The 17,805-nt window shown below is 39.3% G+C and carries 19 protein-coding genes; 10 read left to right on the forward strand and 9 right to left on the reverse strand.

Annotation, left to right across the window (positions count from 1 at the left end):
* Nucleotides 1-67: 67 nt before the first annotated feature.
* The 5 genes from FK178_RS13240 to FK178_RS13260 form a co-directional block, all read right to left on the reverse strand.
* The gene (locus FK178_RS13240) at nucleotides 68-1,045 is read right to left on the reverse strand and encodes a ribonucleotide-diphosphate reductase subunit beta (RefSeq protein WP_146836123.1); all 978 of its coding nucleotides are present in this window, start codon (nucleotides 1,043-1,045) and stop codon (nucleotides 68-70) included.
* Between the two features lie 741 nt (nucleotides 1,046-1,786).
* Nucleotides 1,787-2,611 carry a DUF4412 domain-containing protein gene (locus FK178_RS13245; RefSeq protein ID WP_168194596.1) on the reverse strand — a complete coding sequence of 275 codons (825 nt, stop codon included), beginning with the start codon at nucleotides 2,609-2,611 and terminating at the stop codon, nucleotides 1,787-1,789.
* 143 nt (nucleotides 2,612-2,754) lie between these two features.
* The gene (locus FK178_RS13250; RefSeq protein ID WP_146836129.1) at nucleotides 2,755-3,447 is read right to left on the reverse strand and encodes a hypothetical protein; all 693 of its coding nucleotides are present in this window, start codon (nucleotides 3,445-3,447) and stop codon (nucleotides 2,755-2,757) included.
* A 114-nt stretch (nucleotides 3,448-3,561) separates the two neighbouring features.
* Complete coding sequence (locus FK178_RS13255; protein WP_146836131.1) at nucleotides 3,562-4,020, reverse strand: hypothetical protein; 459 nt, start codon at nucleotides 4,018-4,020, stop codon at nucleotides 3,562-3,564.
* Between the two features lie 496 nt (nucleotides 4,021-4,516).
* On the reverse strand, nucleotides 4,517-5,095 hold the full coding sequence (locus FK178_RS13260) for a DUF3109 family protein (protein WP_146836135.1): 579 nt from the start codon (nucleotides 5,093-5,095) through the stop codon (nucleotides 4,517-4,519).
* 143 nt (nucleotides 5,096-5,238) lie between these two features.
* Here FK178_RS13260 and FK178_RS13265 point away from each other — a divergent pair, with 143 nt between their 5' ends.
* From FK178_RS13265 to FK178_RS13275, 3 genes are read left to right on the forward strand one after another with little or no spacing between them, the layout of a single operon-like run.
* On the forward strand, nucleotides 5,239-5,814 hold the full coding sequence (locus FK178_RS13265) for a MarC family protein (protein ID WP_205677187.1): 576 nt from the start codon (nucleotides 5,239-5,241) through the stop codon (nucleotides 5,812-5,814).
* A 29-nt stretch (nucleotides 5,815-5,843) separates the two neighbouring features.
* On the forward strand, nucleotides 5,844-6,041 hold the full coding sequence (locus FK178_RS13270; protein ID WP_146836138.1) for a hypothetical protein: 198 nt from the start codon (nucleotides 5,844-5,846) through the stop codon (nucleotides 6,039-6,041).
* Nucleotides 6,041-6,649: an FAD-dependent oxidoreductase gene (locus FK178_RS13275; RefSeq protein ID WP_146836141.1), complete on the forward strand. Its 609-nt coding sequence runs from the start codon at nucleotides 6,041-6,043 to the stop codon at nucleotides 6,647-6,649. Before FK178_RS13270 ends, FK178_RS13275 begins: the two co-directional genes overlap by 1 nt.
* On the opposite strand, the gene FK178_RS13280 is transcribed toward FK178_RS13275, so the two are convergent.
* The 4 genes from FK178_RS13280 to FK178_RS13295 form a co-directional block, all read right to left on the reverse strand.
* Nucleotides 6,641-6,946, reverse strand: a complete 306-nt coding sequence (locus FK178_RS13280) for a hypothetical protein (RefSeq protein WP_146836143.1) — start codon at nucleotides 6,944-6,946, stop codon at nucleotides 6,641-6,643. The genes FK178_RS13275 and FK178_RS13280 overlap by 9 nt on opposite strands.
* 15 nt (nucleotides 6,947-6,961) lie before the next feature.
* The gene (locus FK178_RS13285) at nucleotides 6,962-8,548 is read right to left on the reverse strand and encodes a S41 family peptidase (protein WP_146836146.1); all 1,587 of its coding nucleotides are present in this window, start codon (nucleotides 8,546-8,548) and stop codon (nucleotides 6,962-6,964) included.
* The gene (locus tag FK178_RS13290; RefSeq protein ID WP_146836149.1) at nucleotides 8,532-8,981 is read right to left on the reverse strand and encodes a deoxycytidylate deaminase; all 450 of its coding nucleotides are present in this window, start codon (nucleotides 8,979-8,981) and stop codon (nucleotides 8,532-8,534) included. The genes FK178_RS13285 and FK178_RS13290 overlap by 17 nt, the downstream gene beginning before the upstream one ends.
* A gap of 106 nt (nucleotides 8,982-9,087) precedes the next feature.
* Complete coding sequence (locus tag FK178_RS13295) at nucleotides 9,088-9,678, reverse strand: HupE/UreJ family protein (RefSeq protein ID WP_146836153.1); 591 nt, start codon at nucleotides 9,676-9,678, stop codon at nucleotides 9,088-9,090.
* 424 nt (nucleotides 9,679-10,102) lie between these two features.
* On the opposite strand from FK178_RS13295, the gene FK178_RS13300 reads away from it, so the two are divergent.
* From FK178_RS13300 to FK178_RS13330, 7 genes are all read left to right on the forward strand, one after another.
* The gene (locus FK178_RS13300) at nucleotides 10,103-10,846 is read left to right on the forward strand and encodes a sterol desaturase family protein (RefSeq protein ID WP_146836156.1); all 744 of its coding nucleotides are present in this window, start codon (nucleotides 10,103-10,105) and stop codon (nucleotides 10,844-10,846) included.
* A 311-nt stretch (nucleotides 10,847-11,157) separates the two neighbouring features.
* Nucleotides 11,158-11,637 carry a nuclear transport factor 2 family protein gene (locus FK178_RS13305; protein ID WP_146836159.1) on the forward strand — a complete coding sequence of 160 codons (480 nt, stop codon included), beginning with the start codon at nucleotides 11,158-11,160 and terminating at the stop codon, nucleotides 11,635-11,637.
* A 175-nt stretch (nucleotides 11,638-11,812) separates the two neighbouring features.
* Nucleotides 11,813-12,031 (forward strand): hypothetical protein, encoded by a 219-nt coding sequence (locus FK178_RS13310; RefSeq protein WP_146836162.1) that lies wholly within the window; start codon nucleotides 11,813-11,815, stop codon nucleotides 12,029-12,031.
* A 99-nt stretch (nucleotides 12,032-12,130) separates the two neighbouring features.
* Complete coding sequence (locus FK178_RS13315) at nucleotides 12,131-12,967, forward strand: DUF4007 family protein (protein WP_146836164.1); 837 nt, start codon at nucleotides 12,131-12,133, stop codon at nucleotides 12,965-12,967.
* Nucleotides 12,957-16,151, forward strand: coding sequence for a hypothetical protein (locus FK178_RS13320; protein ID WP_146836167.1), 3,195 nt, complete (start codon nucleotides 12,957-12,959; stop codon nucleotides 16,149-16,151). The genes FK178_RS13315 and FK178_RS13320 overlap by 11 nt, the downstream gene beginning before the upstream one ends.
* The gene (locus FK178_RS13325) at nucleotides 16,144-17,283 is read left to right on the forward strand and encodes a phosphoadenosine phosphosulfate reductase domain-containing protein (protein ID WP_146836170.1); all 1,140 of its coding nucleotides are present in this window, start codon (nucleotides 16,144-16,146) and stop codon (nucleotides 17,281-17,283) included. Before FK178_RS13320 ends, FK178_RS13325 begins: the two co-directional genes overlap by 8 nt.
* Before the next feature lie 122 nt (nucleotides 17,284-17,405).
* Complete coding sequence (locus FK178_RS13330; protein ID WP_146836173.1) at nucleotides 17,406-17,804, forward strand: GIY-YIG nuclease family protein; 399 nt, start codon at nucleotides 17,406-17,408, stop codon at nucleotides 17,802-17,804.
* Nucleotide 17,805 lies beyond the last annotated feature (1 nt).

A 17,805-nucleotide genomic window follows, 5' to 3' on the forward strand; every position in this document is an offset into this window, starting at 1 on the left:
GGGAAACTAAAAAAACCGGGAGGGGTCGTGCTGGGGGACTCAGCCCATCCCGGTAGATGACGCCTTTTTAAAAATCGGCGTCGAAGCTTATTTTGTTGGTGTCTTTGTCTTTGTTCATCACCCCTGCTTTTTGATATTCTCCAACTCTTTTTTCAAAGAAGTTGGTTTTACCCTGCAGGTTAATCATATCCATAAAGTCAAAAGGATTGCTGCTGCCATATTCCTTTTCGCATTCCAGCTCGGTAAGCAGCCTGTCTGCCACAAACTCAAGATACTGGGTCATTAGTTTTGCGTTCATACCAATAAGGCTGGCCGGCAATGACTCGGTTATGAATTCCCGTTCTATGTTAAGGGCATCCACGATGATCTCGCGAATGCGCTCTTTGGAAACTTTGTTTATTAGGTGATTGTTGTGCAGGTGTACTGCAAAGTCGCAATGCACACCTTCATCTCTGGAGATTAATTCATTGGAGAAGGTAAGCCCGGGCATAAGTCCGCGTTTTTTAAGCCAGAAGATCGAGCAAAACGCACCGGAAAAGAAAATACCTTCCACAGCGGCAAATGCGATCAGTCTTTCAGCAAAAGAATCAGATTCTATCCATTTTAATGCCCACTCGGCTTTCTTTTGAATAGCAGGGAAGGTTTCAATGGCGTGAAAAAGCTGGTCTTTTTCTTTCTCATCCTTTACATAGGTATCTATAAGCAAAGAGTAAGTTTCAGAATGGATGTTCTCCATCATGATCTGGAAGCCGTAAAAGAATTTAGCTTCTGAATATTGTACTTCATTTACAAAATTCTCTGCCAGGTTTTCATTTACGATCCCGTCTGAGGCTGCAAAGAAAGCCAGGATGTGCTTTATGAAATAACGCTCATCTGCATTTAGTTTATTGGTCCAGTCATTAAGGTCCTGATGAAGGTCTATTTCCTCGGCAGTCCAGAAACTCGCTTCCATTTTTTTGTACCAATCCCAGATATCGTGGTGTTTAATTGGAAAGATTACGAATCTGTCTTTGTTTTCCTGTAAAATGGGTTCTGTTTGAGCCATTGGCAATAGATTTTTCTGGTTGTAAAAATGCTAAGAATTATAGCATTAACAAATATTGAAAAATCAATTAGATTTTCCCCGAATATTGATCAAACGTTTTCAACAAAGTTTTTAACACGGCCTTCTCTGAAAACCCCTATAATATCGTTAAAATTTAACCGTAAATAACTCTATATCAAGGTTTTGAATGGTGTTAATAATAATACAACGCGCTTCAGCGAAAATTCACTTTTTCCTTTAAAACAGGTGTCTCACGGGAGGTTGTAAAAATGTTGATAATTGCCTTGGAAAGATTTTAAATTTCCTTTTTTAAAGACGCCGGAGCATTAAAGATACATAGTTTGTAACAGCGGAAAAAGAGGCTCCTCGTGATGATAATCCAATCTGAAATTTCGCACAATCGGGCATCCCGGAGCATAGGAAATTTGTGGGCAGGAAGTAATTTTATGGAATGTAATACCCCATTGGCAACTAAGAATATTTTGTAAAGCCCGGTTCTTATAAGATTCCATCCTGATTAAAATTTGAGGGGAGTAAAGGTATTGTTGTGAGTCCCTTAATTTCCCATTTCAATTGAGAAGTCAATGTGTACCTGTTCCTTTCTGTCTCCTAAGGGAAGTTTATAAGTATGGAAAATGCCATAGAAATTCATCACATCCCGAACACTTTAAAAAGCCTGTCAACGACTAAAGAATGCCCGGGAAGACCACGGTCCATTATTTAAAGAATCAATTCCTGCGATCAATTCCCGGCAGAGCTGTTATAATCACTTTTTTTAATATTAAACGGCTTTTTTTCAAGTGCAATACAGGTTAATGTAGCATTCTCTTTTGCATTTTTCTTTCCTTCCATGATCATTTGCATCATGATCCCATTACCATCTTCAATCCATTGGGGATCGAAACCTTTGGGCAGGTTTGTTTTATCAGATTTATATATGTCGCCAAAACTTATATCGGGTTCCCGGGTGACATAAAAGGTAAATACCATTTCCTTGTTCTCCCCCTGGTAACCAGAGCAATCATAGCCCATTATGGTTTTATTCGCTATTTTCTTAAAGCTGAATTCATCTGCCTGCTTTTTATCGGCAGCCAACTCTGCCGAATTGGATTCGGGGATCCTGGTGGCCATAACCATATTATTTCCTTCAGCCCGCATATACATTACATTAATCTTTTTACTGGGATCCATGACCATGAACATATCATTATCGGGAAGTTTAAATCCAAAATAAGGAGCATCTTTTTTCAGAAAATAATTTAAGATCATATCTCCATCCCTGGTTTCCATTTTAACCACGTAACTCCAGTCAAATTCATATATCTCAGGAATTTCTGAAGGGTCCACCTGTTCAAACCCGGTCGCAAACCCGCTGTTTGCCATTTGGAAATTGAGCATATTGTCAACAGATTTTCCTGCTTCGGCCGCGGCTTTATCGGCTACCTTGTTGGTAACGGTATTCTCCACTCTTTTTTCTACTTTTTTCTGAAGATTTTTGAGGAACTGGGCCTGGGATGGGATGGTGATAAACATCATTAAAACCCCCAATAATACTGCTTTTTTCATGGTGTTTGTTTTTAGGGTTATACTTTTGCAGGATGGCAGCTTTTCATGCTGCATCCGGTTAAAAACAGGGGTTTATGTGGGGTGTGGGGTTCAATTGCCGGGGACATGCCATTGCAGGTCTTCCGGTGCTGCCGGCAACCGGCTTACACGTGTAAGGGTCGTATAGGATTTACCGGCCGGGAGGTAAAGATCTCTGCAATTTCATATTTCAGCACATTCCAGCCTTTTTCAAGCTGAACATCATAAATTATAGTGTCATCATACATTTCCTCTCCATTTCCCGTATATGTGGGCATTTTACATTCGCCAGTTGCACTTGCGGGGCCATCTGTATAGATCCACTTTAAATAATAACCCTTGGTTACAGGAGTCTCCCCATAAGAGTCCAGCCAGGCTGCAACCTCGGGAGAACTTACTGCATAGAGGTAGCCGTGTTCGGTTTCCCCGGATCTATCGGTTATCAAAAATTCAGGAAGCCCGGTAACTATTTCATCTCCGTTTGTAAATGCGATATTTTCTTCAAACATACAGGGAAAAACACTTGAAACCGTGTTGTAACTCATAGTCCAACCCTCTGCTGCGCCGGCGGACTCCTTTTCGGCCATTTTTTTAAAGCTGGCGGCGTAATCGGGATCCAGGGGTATATGTAATGTGCCGTCAGGCTTAATACTGCCTATTTCTGTCATCTCCCCGTTAAACATCCCAAAATAGGCGATCACCGCATCCCCATTGTTCCAGTCGCGTAAATTTCCCTGTAAACTGCTTTGTGCCGTGATATTGCCGCCCGGTATAATGCCGAAAGTAAGGAGCAAAATTTTCAGGTATTGATGTTTCATAAAAGAGGTTTGGCCGGAAATGCTCCGGAGATTTGTAAAAAGGAAAATTTACATCCAGTTTTGCAAATTTCATATACCTGATTTCCCCAGGTTTGGGATTTCTTTATTTTCTTTTTACGGAATCCTTAGCTTAAAGGTGCCTTTCTGATTTTCAATTACGGTGGCTTTTGTACGGCCCAGGCCAAACCTGGATCCCGGCGGATAGGGTCCCGGATCAAAAACTTTTCCCGGCATAAGGTTCTGCATAGTGTGTATAGTAAGAGTTGCCTTTTTCCCCGGTCTTATACGGGAATCTTTGGTAGTAAAGGGCCCCTCGATACTTCCAGAATAGAATTCACAGCGATAACATTCGCCTTTAAGTTTATACAGTTGCGCCTCAATATCGGGTTCCCTGATAAACACCTCGTTTACCCCGTTATTTTTTGGATCTACAGAAAATATGATGTTGGTACTGGCAGGTACAGCCGGATTCTGATGATTTAAATCGGCATACTGCTGCGCAAAGATGGGCGAATTCTGAAACAGACAACAGGCAGGCAACAGCAGGAACAGTAGTAAAGTAATTTTTCTCATAAGTCAGAATTTTTGGAACCAGGGGGAAAAAGCCAAACCTTATACGGGATATAAAGTGGCTAATGCGTCATAATCCAGGGCTGCAGGAGCTCTCGTGTGGGGAAAATTACTTAGGGTATTGTGGGAGTATCCCGCAAATTTAAGGAAAAAATGATTAGGATGGGTGTGTTAAAGCTTGAAATTCAGAGGAGTATGTTAAAAATAGTTTGAAAATGTTTTCCCGCCGATTTCACAGAATAGCGCAGAAATTAAACCTTACAAACGGAACCTGGAATATTAAGATCTCCAGCAGATTTTGCAGAATAGCGCAGAAATTAAACTTTAAACCTGAACCTGCTTGCGGCAGGCAGGCCTTTCACCTAATTACAACAGATAACCCACAACAGATAACTGACAACTGAGAACTCACAACAGAGAACTCACAACAGATAACTCACAACTGATTACCCACAACTTACAACCGACAACTGAGAACTCACAACTGAGAACTGAAAACTCACATCTTTTTAGCTTCAATTTCCAAAGCTGTTTTTTCCAGCTCCTCATACCAGTCCTCACCAAATTTTCTTACAAGGGCTTGTTTTACGAACTTATAGACCGGTACCTGTAATTCTTTGCCCAGGGAACAGGCGTCATCACAAATATGCCAGTGATGGTAGTTTACTGCGGCAAATTCTGAATAATCCTGAACTCTTACCGGGTATAAATGGCAGGATACGGGTTTCTTCCAGGTGATCTCCCCCTGGTTGTACGCTTCTTCAATGCCGCAAAGTGCGGTCCCGCGTTTGTCAAAGGTGACGTAGGCACAATCTGCGCCATTTATCAAGGGGGTTTCGGGCTCCCCGTCCTCTCCAATTACCCAGGTGCCCTGCGCCTCGATGGCTGCAATGCCCTCAGGTCGCAGGAAGGGTTTTACCAGCGGATAGATATCTTCCAGAATTTTCTTTTCATCCTCCTCAACCGGCGCACCGGCCTCACCGTCTATACAACATGCGCCTTTGCATGCCGAAAGATTACACACGAAATCCTTTTTGATGATCTCTTCAGAAACTATGGTTTTGCCTATTTGAAACATGCCGCAAAGATATTTATTTCAAAGCATACCCCGATGCTTTTTCGGCAAAATTTCCCGGACCGGTTTCTCTAAAAATTACATTGTAAATCATTTCATTTCTGCTTTTTAAGCGTAATTTTGTGCCTGTTTTAAAGCAACGCATTATGATCCTTGATTTTCGAGAAATTGCTACGGCCAGTATGATCCTTTTTGCAGTAATTGACATTATTGGGAGTATTCCCATAATAATTGATCTGCGCAAAAAAGCGGGCCATATTCAAAGTGAAAAGGCCACTATAGTGGCGGGGATCCTGATGATTGTTTTTCTCTTTGTAGGGAAAGAAATCCTTAACCTTATAGGAATTGATGTGAATTCCTTTGCGGTAGCCGGTTCCTTCATCCTTTTTTTCCTGGCGCTTGAAATGATCCTGGGTATTACCCTTTATAAAGATGATGCGCCGGAAACTGCCGCTGTTGTGCCTTTGGCATTTCCGCTAATTGCCGGGGCGGGAACTATGACCACTCTGCTTTCCCTGAGGGCAGAGTATGAAGCTATTAATATTGTCGTGGCTATTTTACTGAATATTGTAGTGGTTTATATAGTGCTGAAATCTTCGGGAAAAATGGAACGTTTCCTCGGCAAACAAGGGATCAATGTGATACGTAAAATATTTGGAGTAATTTTGCTGGCCATAGCCGTGAAATTATTCACATCCAATATTCAGAGCCTGTTCGATTAGGGCTTTTAATTTTCAGAATAAATAGTATAATGAAGATCTTTATTTACATTTTAATGCTGCTTGCAGTCATAGTGCTGGGGTATAATTTTACCCTCCTGAATTTTGATAATTTACTTGAAAAGAACAGCGGGATCGCCCTTATAGGAATTCTTTGCGCGGCCTGTGTGATCGTGTTGCTGGCAATTTTGCTCACTTCCAAAGCAATTGAGAAAAAAGCCGACCAGTAATGGATTTTGACGTGCTTATCATAGGCGGGGGAGCCGCAGGTTTATCCTGTGCGCTGTTGCTAGGATCGGCGAAAGAAAAATCTTACGCGCTAAATAAAAATGTAGGAATTTTGCTTCATCAGAAAGCTTCGCATCTTCAATCGGCAATTATCAATAATGCCCTTGGAATACCGGCCGGGACTTCGGGAGGAGTAATTCTTAAGGAGGGTGCGGTTCAGCTTAAAGATCTGTATCCACAAGTGCAGCAAATAACAGGCGAAAAGGTAAAAATGATATCTTCAGCAGAGGGTGGTTTTCTTATTACCACCAACAAAAATTCCTACACTGCACAAAAAGTGGTAATTGCTGTTGGCTATTCAGAATTACTTACCATCCAAGACCTGGAACCTTATATTATTCCGCATAAAAAATCCCCTGCCCATAAGAACAGGATACAGTTGCGCAATGAAGACCATCTTGTAAAAGAGAATATGTATGTTGCCGGAAGCCTTGCGGGACACCGCAGCCAGTATGCAATTGCCTGTGGCAGCGGGGCCTGTGTGGCTACAGATATTTTAACCAGCTGGAATAACGGGGAGCACAGCGTGGTGCACGATAAACTAAAATAGTGTGAAGTAGGTGATCACTGTTACAGGGATGCAGGCGATCATTAAAATGATAAAAATGCGGTGCAATTTTCTAAAGAATAAGGCCCGTTTCAGTTGTTTTTTGAATTTGGAATCAATAGAAGATTCAATTTGCTCTTCTATGGCCTTCACCGAAACATTGGATGAATCTACCAGGATCTCCTTTTGCAAAAACAACAGCGCGCTGTTATCCATGAGCCGGAAACTTACAGCAACAATGTAGAAACAAAGAGGGGATAACAGCAAAAAAATGGCTGTATAATCATTATATGCATCCATAGACCAACGAATATACTAGATTGTTTTAGATAATTCTATCACTTTTTCTATAATTCGGTCATCTTCATTAATTAGCCGTTGAAATTCGTCCTCTCCAAACAGCTGTTGTGCCATTACTGCCTTTAGATATCTCCTAACCAAAGGTTTATAAACATTCATTTTTACAGGAAAGTTGTTCCTGCGCGCATAACTTTGAAAATTTGCGAGAAGCGCATCTGTGATGATCTCCTTCTTTTGAAAATCATCCCAGGATAAGGAATTGTAGTAATTCCGGTCCTGTTCCAGCACCTCAAATATAAACTGACTCAGGTGGCCGCTTCTTAAAATATAGGTGAGGTGTTCTTTTTCAAAATTGGTATCCTTCGGCACAAAAATATCGGGAATAATTCCCCCACCGCCATATACAATCTTTCCTCCCGGGGTCACGTAACGCAGGCTGTCATCTACATGAATACTATCTGCAGTTCTAAGCTCCCCGTTCTTGTAGCGCCGGGTATAATCATTAAAATAGGCTTCATTTCCTTCGCCATAAGGTTTTTGAATGGAGCGGCCCGTAGGAGTATAATACCTTGCAATGGTTAGCCGCACCGCACTGCCGTCTCCCAATTCCATCTCGCGTTGTACAAGGCCTTTCCCATAAGAACGCCTGCCTATAATGGTGCCGCGGTCATTATCCTGGAATGCTCCTGCCACGATCTCACTGGCTGATGCCGAATTTTCATTTATGAGCACGAAAACCTCGCGGTCCTCAAACTTCCCTTTTCGGCGCGAATGGGTCTCTTCCATCGCCCCTTTTTTATTTTTAGTGTAAAGGATGAGTTTTCCGTCTTTCAGGAATTCATCAACAATATTAATGGCTTCGCTTAGATATCCTCCGGGATTGTCACGCAGGTCTATCGCTATTTGAGTAGCGCCTTCCTGCTGCAGTTTTTCCAGGCTTTCCTTAAACTCCCTGTAAGTGCTTTCAGCAAAACGGTTCACCTTGATATAGCCCAGGTTATTTGTAAGCATATAAGCGGCGTCTACACTTTTAATAGGAACCCGTGATCTCTTAATGTTGAACCGCAGCAGTTCCTTTAAACCTTTTCTAAAAACGGTAAGGGTTACGTTGGTATTCTCCTCGCCTTTAAGCTGCGCAATGAGGGAATCGTTGCTGATGTTCTTATCAAAAAGCTGCGCATCATTTGCAAAGAGGATCCTGTCACCGCCTTTAATGCCAATTTTCTCACTGGGGCCACCTTTGATGGGTTGTATCACCACCACCGTATCATTGACGCTTTGAAAGCTAACCCCAATGCCCACAAAATCTCCCTTCATATTTTCGGTCACGCTGGCATATTCCACACTGGGAATATACACCGAGTGCGGGTCAAGATTTTCAAGGATGCGGTTTACGGTAATATCTACAATACTGTCTGTATTCACATAATCCACATACTCATAATCTATGTAATCTATGAGCCTGTTGAGTTTTTCCTTTTTTGGGTTGGAAGAGAAAAGTCCCTGGCTGGAGGAAAAGTTGATCTTTGAGCCAAGCAGGACACCTGCGGCACAAACCAACCCCAGCAACAAGGGTAAATATATTTTATTGTTCTCTTTCAATTTCTTCGTCGAGTTCTTTAACGTGGTGTAATTCTATTCCGGCTTTGGCCAGGAATTCCAATCCGGAGTTGTCTTTATATTCGGTATAATACACAATTCGGGTGATCCCGGCCTGGTGTATTAATTTACTACATTCCCTGCAGGGCGACATGGTTATGTAAAGTGTTGCTCCCTGGCAGGACTGGGTAGAGGCGGCTACTTTTAAAATAGCGTTGGCCTCTGCATGAAGCACATACCACTTGGTATAGCCTTCCTCATCCTCACAAAAATTTTCAAAACCGGTGGGGGTGCCGTTGTATCCGTCGGATATTATCATTCTGCCTTTCACAATAAGTGCGCCAACCTGCCTGCGGCGGCAGTGGGAAAGTTTGCCCCATTCCCTGGCGATTCGTAAATAGGCTTTATCGTATTTCAGTTGCTTCTTTTCCTGCATAATTTAAAGATTCCGGCAATTGTAGGGGAGCGCTTATGCTTTAAACAAGGCAGCCTACTAAAATATTGCAAGGGGAGGGTTAAAACAATTTAGTTGCGTTAAATTTTTATAAAAATGCCTGGAAATTTTCCCGTAAGATAGGGAGAATTATTCCTATAACTATTGCTGAAAGTATCAGAATCCAGTCGCGCCTGTTTACGCGGAAGAAATTCTGAAAAATGAACCCCAGGATCATTACCCCCAGCACTATAATTACCTGTGCTGCTTCAATTCCCAAAGCAAATTCCAGCAATGGGAGAAATTTGCTCTCTGTACCTGAAGCTATCATCTTGAAATAGGTAGAAAACCCCAGCCCGTGAATAATCCCGAAAAAAGCGGTGGCGAAATAAAGCAGGCCAACATTTTTCTGCGATTCTTTCTTTTTGGCGGTAAAAATATTATAGAGAGCGGTGATAAGAATAGTCACGGCAATAAGCAATTCTACCCAGCGGCTGCTCACGCTCACCACGCCATAAACCGAAAGGAACAGCGCCAGGGTATGACCCAGGGTAAAAATGGTAACCAGCCACAGCACCCGTTTCCAGGAGCTAAAGGAATAGGCGGCCACCAGCACTATAAGAAAAAGTATATGGTCATAGGCATTCCAGTCCAACACGTGTTCCAGGCCCAGGTTAAAGTACAACCAGAATTGCGACATAGTTAAATTATGTTAAAAGCCGAAAGTACGATTTATTGTGATATTGGCAAAGGTGAGTAGTGAGTAGCTCTTAAAGTTAGGTGTTAAGAGTTAGGAGTTAAGAGTTCAGCCTACCTGTAAAGGTTTAAAGCCTGCCTGCCGCAGGAAGGTTCAAAGTTCAAAGTTCAAGGTTGAAAGTTGAGAGGAGATTGGAGAGGAAAGTGGATAGTCAGCTCGGGTTATCAGTTTATAAAATCTGCGAAATGCTGCGAATTCTGCGGGAAACACTCATAGCAAACTCTAGATTTGAAAATCACTAACAACAAACAATCAAATCATCCCACCATAAAAGGTTCATACCATCATCATTTTTCACTCTTTTACTCTTTAAATTTTTCACTTTTAAGTTCCATTTCCTAACTTTAAAAATGATTAAGAGAAATTCATGATACTGCAAAGCAACACTCCCGGGATCTTCCTGGTGTATATCCTCATTTTTTTCCTGGCATTATTGTTCAGGTATTTTGTGGCCGCGGGGGTGTTTTACTGGTATTATTATAAGCTGCGGGCACAACGTTACAGCAGCAAACGCCTCAGCAAAAGAAAGCACCGCAAGGGCCAGATCAAAAAAGAAATAGTTTACAGTATCAAATCCTCTGTGATCTTTGCCGCGGTGGGCGCGGGAACCTACTGGTTGTACCAGCAGGGGGTAACGGCTATTTATATAGAGCCGTCCCAATGGGGTTACTGGTATTTACCGCTGAGTCTGCTGCTGGTATTTCTAATACATGAGACCTATTATTACTGGGTACACAGGGCCATGCACCATCCAAAGATCTTTAAATATGTGCACAAGGTGCATCATGACAGTCTTACTCCCACACCCTGGACAGCTTTTTCCTTTCACCCCTGGGAGAGTATTATTGAGGCGCTTATTTTGCCCATCATATTAATCTTTCTCCCGGTGAATATTTATGTATTGGGATTCTATTTGCTTTTCATGACCCTAAGCAGTGTGATCAATCACCTGGACATAGAGATCTATCCGCCAAAATTTTTAAACAGCGGAGTGGGAAAACAATTCATTGGCGCCACGCATCACCATCATCACCACACCGAGTTCAACACCAATTATGGGCTTTATTTCAACTTCTGGGACCGCTGGATGGGAACGGAGAGTAATAGGTAAGAGTTAGGAGTTAGAAGTTATGAATTCCGGTCGGGCGGGTTTTGCTTTTTCCCTTTTGACAAGGTCGTATTTCTGCGTATTTCTGCAATACATCTGCGAGATTTGCGGGAAACACGTATAGCATTGTGTCAGCATTTTTCCCTCTTTTCCTCTCCGCCCGTTCCGGTCGGGCGGGTTTTGCTTTTTCACTTTAAAATTTAAACCCCAAACTTTTTTATCCCCCAAATTCTGCATTTCATCTAAAATCATTTGGCAAGAACATTTATTACGCTCATTTTAAGTAACTTATACTAAACTAAACCAATTGAGCAATGAAAACATTTAATTTAATTCCGTTGATGGCCTTTGTATTTTTGATGGGCGCTTGCGGTGAGAAGAGGGAGCCCGAGGCACCCGAAGCGGTAGCAGAAAGTCCGCAGGAATTTCAGGATCCCAATGATGCCATGAGCAGCTGGCACAATGCCTGGAACAGTCGTGATCCGAAACAAATTCAGGGGCTGGCCGCCTCAGATGCCGTGCTGGTGTTGAATGGCCGGGAAGTGCCGGCCGACAGTCTTGCAGGATTTTATCAGGAGGCAGGATCTGTGATGAAAGATCTCGAATTGCGATCCCTGAAAAAAGGATCTACAGATCATCTTGCGTATGATACCGGGTTGTTTACCCATAGCTATACTACCGACACTACCAAATACCGGGGGTCCTATACCTTTGTCTGGGAACGTACAGATGAAGACAACGAGTGGAAGGTAAAAGCCATGAACATTTCAGATACCCGGAATTACCAGGAATAACCCATCGCGAAAAAATAATTTGAAAGACCTTTCCTGAAATAGGGGAGGTTTTTTTATTTGTAACTGATTAGAAGTTCTATAAAAAACGGATTAAAAGTGTAATAAGGAAAACCGTAACAGGAGTAAAATAAGATGATGTATATTGGACAAAATAATATCAAACCAAAAATTAAAGATGGCAATAATAGGTAATATCATAAATGAAGGTCCCGGCCATGTAAATGTACGATCCGGCGAAGTTCTTGCAGATATAGTGACCGCCAAAGATTTCTTTCAAATTAGAACTTATGCTATGGGTGATAATGACAGGAAAAATGGATCCAAGCAGAATATTCAATTGACGAAAGAAAAAGCTATTGAATTGAGGAGGTTGCTGGATAAATTCATCGGTTAAAATTAAGTTGAACCTGCGTTATTTAGTTTGATAAGTTATTAACTTATCAATGCTTTTCCGATCTTAATCTAATACTTTTGTAATACAATATATTACTTTATGACATTTTCAGGTCACGATACATTCCATTGTCGATTATTCTGGTTAAAAAAGGGTTTTGATTACGTTTCCAATGGAGAGAAATTTAAGGATGATTCCGGTGTTGCTTTAGGCGTTGGTAGGAATATGGTGAACTCTATTAGGTTCTGGTTAAAAGCTTTTGGGATTGTTGGAGAAGAGAATCTTCTTAATCCACTATATCAAAGACTCTTTTCGGACGATGGTTGGGACCCTTATTTAGAAAATGAAGGCACTCTTTACCTTTTGCATTACCAATTGTGTGCAGAAAACCATTCCTCCATTTATAATATTTTATTTTCAGAACTACGAAAAATAAAACCTGAATTTTCTAAACTACATTTCGTTAAGCACGTAAAGGACAAAGATGCTTCTCAAAACGAGAAAATACTGGAGAAAGATTTTTCTGTTTTTCTCAGAACATATGGATCGACTAAAGAAAAAAGCAGGGAGGATAGTTATAGCGGATTGTTATCAGAACTAATCCTTCTAAAAGAAGTTGGGGAAACCCAGAGTAAGGAGAAATTGTTCAGGATTGAAAACCCCGGACAAGAAGAAATTCCTTTCGAAATAATTTTTTACGCTATACTTACAAATCCAGACTATTCCAATTCTATTAGCTTTAGTAGTTTCTATACCAATAGAAATGGTGTAGGTAATATTTTCTGTTTTGAAAATGACAAGCTGGAAGAGAAATTGATCGAAATAGCGGAAAACTTCAGTTATGTAACCTACAATAGCGAAGCGGGAATTAAAGAGTTGCAAATAAAGGAAAGGCCAGACCCAATTGAAATTTTGAACCAGTACTATGAAAGGTAACCATTCTCCTTCAGTTAATATTATAAGAGACGACAATGTCTCTCTCAATTATTTCGTAACCCCGAACGCAGAAAAAACTGCAACAACTTTATTTCAAAATTTTGAAAGAGGAACTCATGCCTTTAATTTAATTGGTTCTTTTGGCACCGGAAAATCTGCTTTCTTTTGGGCGCTGGAAAAATCTCTTAAAGGCGAAAGCGAATTTTTTAAAACACCTTATAACGGAAAAACGGATTTTGTTAAGATTATTGGAGATTATGGCTCCTTAGAGGCTGCTTTAAATGAAGAGTTCGGCGTTACGGAAGATTTTTCAAGTAACCAGAAGTTATTTGATGCGATATATAAGCGGTACCAAGAAACTATAGCCATTAATGGACTACTGGTTATTGCAATTGATGAATTTGGGAAATTTTTAGAATATGCCGCTAAAAATAACCCTGAAGATGAAATTTATTTCATTCAAAAGCTGGCAGAATTTGCAAATGCTCCTAATAGAAATATTCTCCTTTTAACTTCCATTCACCAGAGTTTTGAATCTTATGGATTTCAATTAAATGAAAAGGAAATAAATGAATGGAAAAAAGTAACTGGCCGATTTCAAGACCTGACTTTTAACGAACCTATTGAGCAACTTTTATTTTTAGCAGCATCTTTTTTATCTCAAAGGAAAATTTCTAAAAATGAAAAAGAGGGGAATTCCCAGCTAATAAAGAAATTCAATATTTATAATGTTCATTCTGACTATTTAGAACGGACTCAAAGTAAGCTTCATCCGTTATCAGCTGTAAGCGGATATTCGCTGGCTATAGCATTACAGAGATACGGACAAAATGAAAGATCTTTATTTACTTTTTTAAAGTCAATAAAATTTACTGAAATATCAGAGAATGATTCTTCATTTGAATTGCCTGATGTTTATGACTATCTCTACAGTGAGTTTTATAACTTCTTAATTAGCAAGTCGAATCCTGATTATTCTAACTGGTCGGCAATAAGAAATGCTCTTGAACGAGCTGAAACAATTTTCAACCTAGATGTAAGTGTATCGCATGATATTTTAAAGACTCTCGGTCTATTAACCATTTTCTCGAAAAAGGGATCAACTTTAAATGCCGCATTTTTCACGGAGTACTTTAAAGACACTTACTCAGATAAGCTTCTTAAAGAGGTAATAGAAGGTTTAAGAAAGGCAAAGATTATCAGATTTAGTAATTTTGACTCTTCTTATAAATTTACAGAAGGAACTGATCTAGATATCGAAAAGGCAATTTTGGATGCTGAACGAAAAATTGACAGTTCCATAGATGTTCTAAGCAGGTTGAATTCTCATTTCGATTTTCCAGTTATCACCGCGAAGTCGATTTCATATCGATTTGGGACACCAAGAATTTTTGAATTTCTTTTGACTAATGACCCAACTGAAGAGATTGCAACTGGTGAAATAGATGGATATATAAATCTCGTTTTTAATGATATTAAGGACTTTAAAGGAGAAGATTTAAAGCAGTTTTCGAGAAACAAACCTACTCTTTTCGGGCTTTTTAAAAATACAGCTGAAATCTTTCAGATTCTTTTCGAAATTGAAAAGACAAAAAAGGTTCTTAAGGATATGGAGGGAGAAAAGGATCGGGTAGCGATTAAGGAACTCCAAACTATTATAAAGAGCCATGAAAACCTCCTGAACCATTTTGTTATGGACAGTTTATACTCCAACAAAGTCATTTGGTTTGCTAATGGCCAGGATGTACAGGTAAGGAGTAAGAAAGAGTTCAATCATCTATTATCAACTTTGTGCGGAGAGATTTATTCAGATACTCCAATACTTAAAAACGAGCTTTTCAACAAGCATAAAGTCTCAGGTGCCATATCAAGTGCTAGAAGGAACTTTTGGAGAGCTTTAGCTAATGATTATCAAAAGGAAGACTTAGGATTTGACGAAAATAAATGGCCTGCAGAAAAGACCATTTACTATACCCTTTTAAAAGAGACTGGAATTCATAGAAAACGAAATGATAATTGGGATTTAGGAGCACCAACAGTAGAAAGTTTTGATAGACTATGGGAAGTGAGTAATCGTTTCTTAGATGAGGCAAAAACCTCTAAAAAGAGTCTCGTTTCTTTTATGGAAGCTTTAGAAAAAGCTCCTTTGAAATTAAAGCATGGGGTGATAGAATTCTGGGCTCCTACCTTCCTGTATATTAATAGAGGAGATTTCGCTTTATATGGTGATCAAGGATTTGTTCCACATATAGATGAAAATACTCTATATATGATGAATAGAAATCCGAAGGAGTTTTACATTAAAAGCTTTGAGCTAAACAACCTGCGGTTAAATTTATTTAATAAATATAGAGATTTTCTAAAACAGGAAAATAAATCTGTTTTAGATACAGATTCTTTCATTGAAAGTATCAGACCTCTGCTTATTTTCTATCGAGATCTTACTGATTATGGAAAGAGTACGAAAACAATCTCTAGGGAGGCAATAAAGTTAAGGGAGTCAATAAGTAAGGCAAAAGATCCAGAACAAACATTTTTTGAAGATTTTCCTCAAGCTTTAGGGTATTCCTTAAATGATTTAGCTTCAAATAATGAATTATTTGAAGAATATATTATTGATTTTCAAAACACCATTCAGGAAATAAAAAATTCATTCTCCGAACTACTTGATCGTCTCGAAATATTTATCACCAAGGAAATTGTAAATAAAGAAGTCTCTTTTCCCACTTATAAAAATATTTTGCAGAACCGATTTTCAGCAGTTAAGGAGCATGAGACGCTAGCCAAACACAAGAGCTTTTTGTGGCGCATTAATTCCAATCTAGAAGACCGGGATAGTTTTTTGATGTCAATAGGGCAGGCTCTACTGGGGAAAAGTCTCAATAAAATTAAAGACTCAGATGAGAAACTGCTAAAGGAAAAATTAATTCTAATTTCGAAGGAGCTAGATAATCTAGTCGATCTAAGCAAGGTTTCCACAAATGACAATGAAGAACTATATAAACTAGATTTGACTACTAAAAATAAGGGAGGGATAACACAAATAGTAAGACTACCCAAGGATAAATTAGAGGATATGGAAGTTATTCTTAATAAACTTTCTAAGGAGTTGGACAGTCATAAGAATCTTAAAATGCCTATATTGGTTTCCCTACTTCAAAGAGAGCTTAACAAGAATGAATAAACCCCGACACGTCTTAGGAATATCAGGAGGAAAGGATAGTGCAGCTTTAGCTATATATCTCAATGACAAATATCCAACTCTTAATTTTGAATATTACTTCTGTGATACTGGAAAGGAACTTGATGAAACTTATCAGCTAATTGAAAACCTTGAAAGCTATTTAGGCAAAAAGATTTTGAAGTTAGAAAATGATGAATTAAAAGGTTCCAAAGAATCTCCTTTCGACTTTTATTTTAAATCCTTTCGAGGGTATCTTCCCTCACCTCAAGCAAGATGGTGTACAGCAATGATGAAGATAAAACCGTTTGAGAAGTTTGTTAGCGGTAAACCTACTATTTCATATGTTGGGATTCGTGGAGATGAAGAAAGAGAAGGTTATATCTCCAGAGAGGCCAACATTCAGTCCATATTTCCCTTTAGAAGAAATATTTGGAGCAATGATGTGCTAACAGAATTCTTTACTCCTGGAAATCAAAGCAAAGTACAAGAATTTTTAACTACCTATCATAGGGGAAATGACTTGGACAGGTTTATCGCCATTTTAAATGAACCCATTGATTTTGAAAGGAATAATAAAACTGAAACTGAAAAAGTTCTAAAAAGAAAATTACATGGTTCCCTTGATTTAGGCATTCCGGAATTTAATAGAACAGTTTTCGATTTTCTTAAAACTACAGAATACCCTTTAGCAACAGAGGTGGATTTTGAATTATTAGATAATGAGGATATTTTAGTTCGTGAGGATATTTTTAGAATTCTTAGAGAGTCTGGTATAGGCGTTCCTAAGTACTATGAAAAAGTGGAATTTGAAGTGGACGGGCAGAAAGGTGAATATGCTCGTAGCAGGTCTGGTTGTTTTTTCTGTTTTTTTCAACAAAAAATAGAATGGATTTGGTTATATGAACAACACCCTAATCTTTACAAGGAGGCAATGGAATATGAAAATGAAGAGGAGAATTTTACCTGGACACCAAATGAATCTTTAGCTGAACTAATTCAACCAGCAAGAATAAAGCAAATAAAACTAGGGCACATTCAACGCTCCAGTAAAGAAGAATCCAAAAAATCTCCCTATCTCCTTGATATTTTAGAAGGAACTGAAAGGGACGGATGTAATACTTGTTTTTTATGAACCTCTATGATGCAGAATTGAGTAATAATGATATACTCAGGAGCAAAAAATACAGGTGGAAAAATTTTTGTCTTGATTTTGACTTACTGCACAGGAAACCGAAATCCGCGCACAAATTCCAAATGAATTGGCAAGAAGTGAAATTTCTTAAAAAGAATAGCACAAAACTTCCTCAAACGCCCGGTATTTATATGTTTGTTCTTAACATTGAAAATAAAGTTTTATTAAATGGCAGTGCAAAATATATTATCTATATCGGTCAAACGATAAATTTAAGAACACGATATAAAAAATATTTTTCTTATGCGAATAGTGATCATCCCTCAGATTTCCATAAAAGAGCAATGGTTTTAATTTGGGAAAATCAACTTCAATTTCAATTTTTCGAAACAGGTAATATATCTGCAGCGGAGTTAACCAATATTGAGTTTGATCTTATAGATTCCGTTGTTCCTCCCATTAATATGAGGTTTAGGGGAAGAATTTTAAAGCAGGCAGTAAAACTTTACTCCCCAAGATAAA

This window comes from Antarcticibacterium arcticum (genome assembly GCF_007993795.1).
Lineage (GTDB): Bacteria > Bacteroidota > Bacteroidia > Flavobacteriales > Flavobacteriaceae > Gillisia > Gillisia arctica.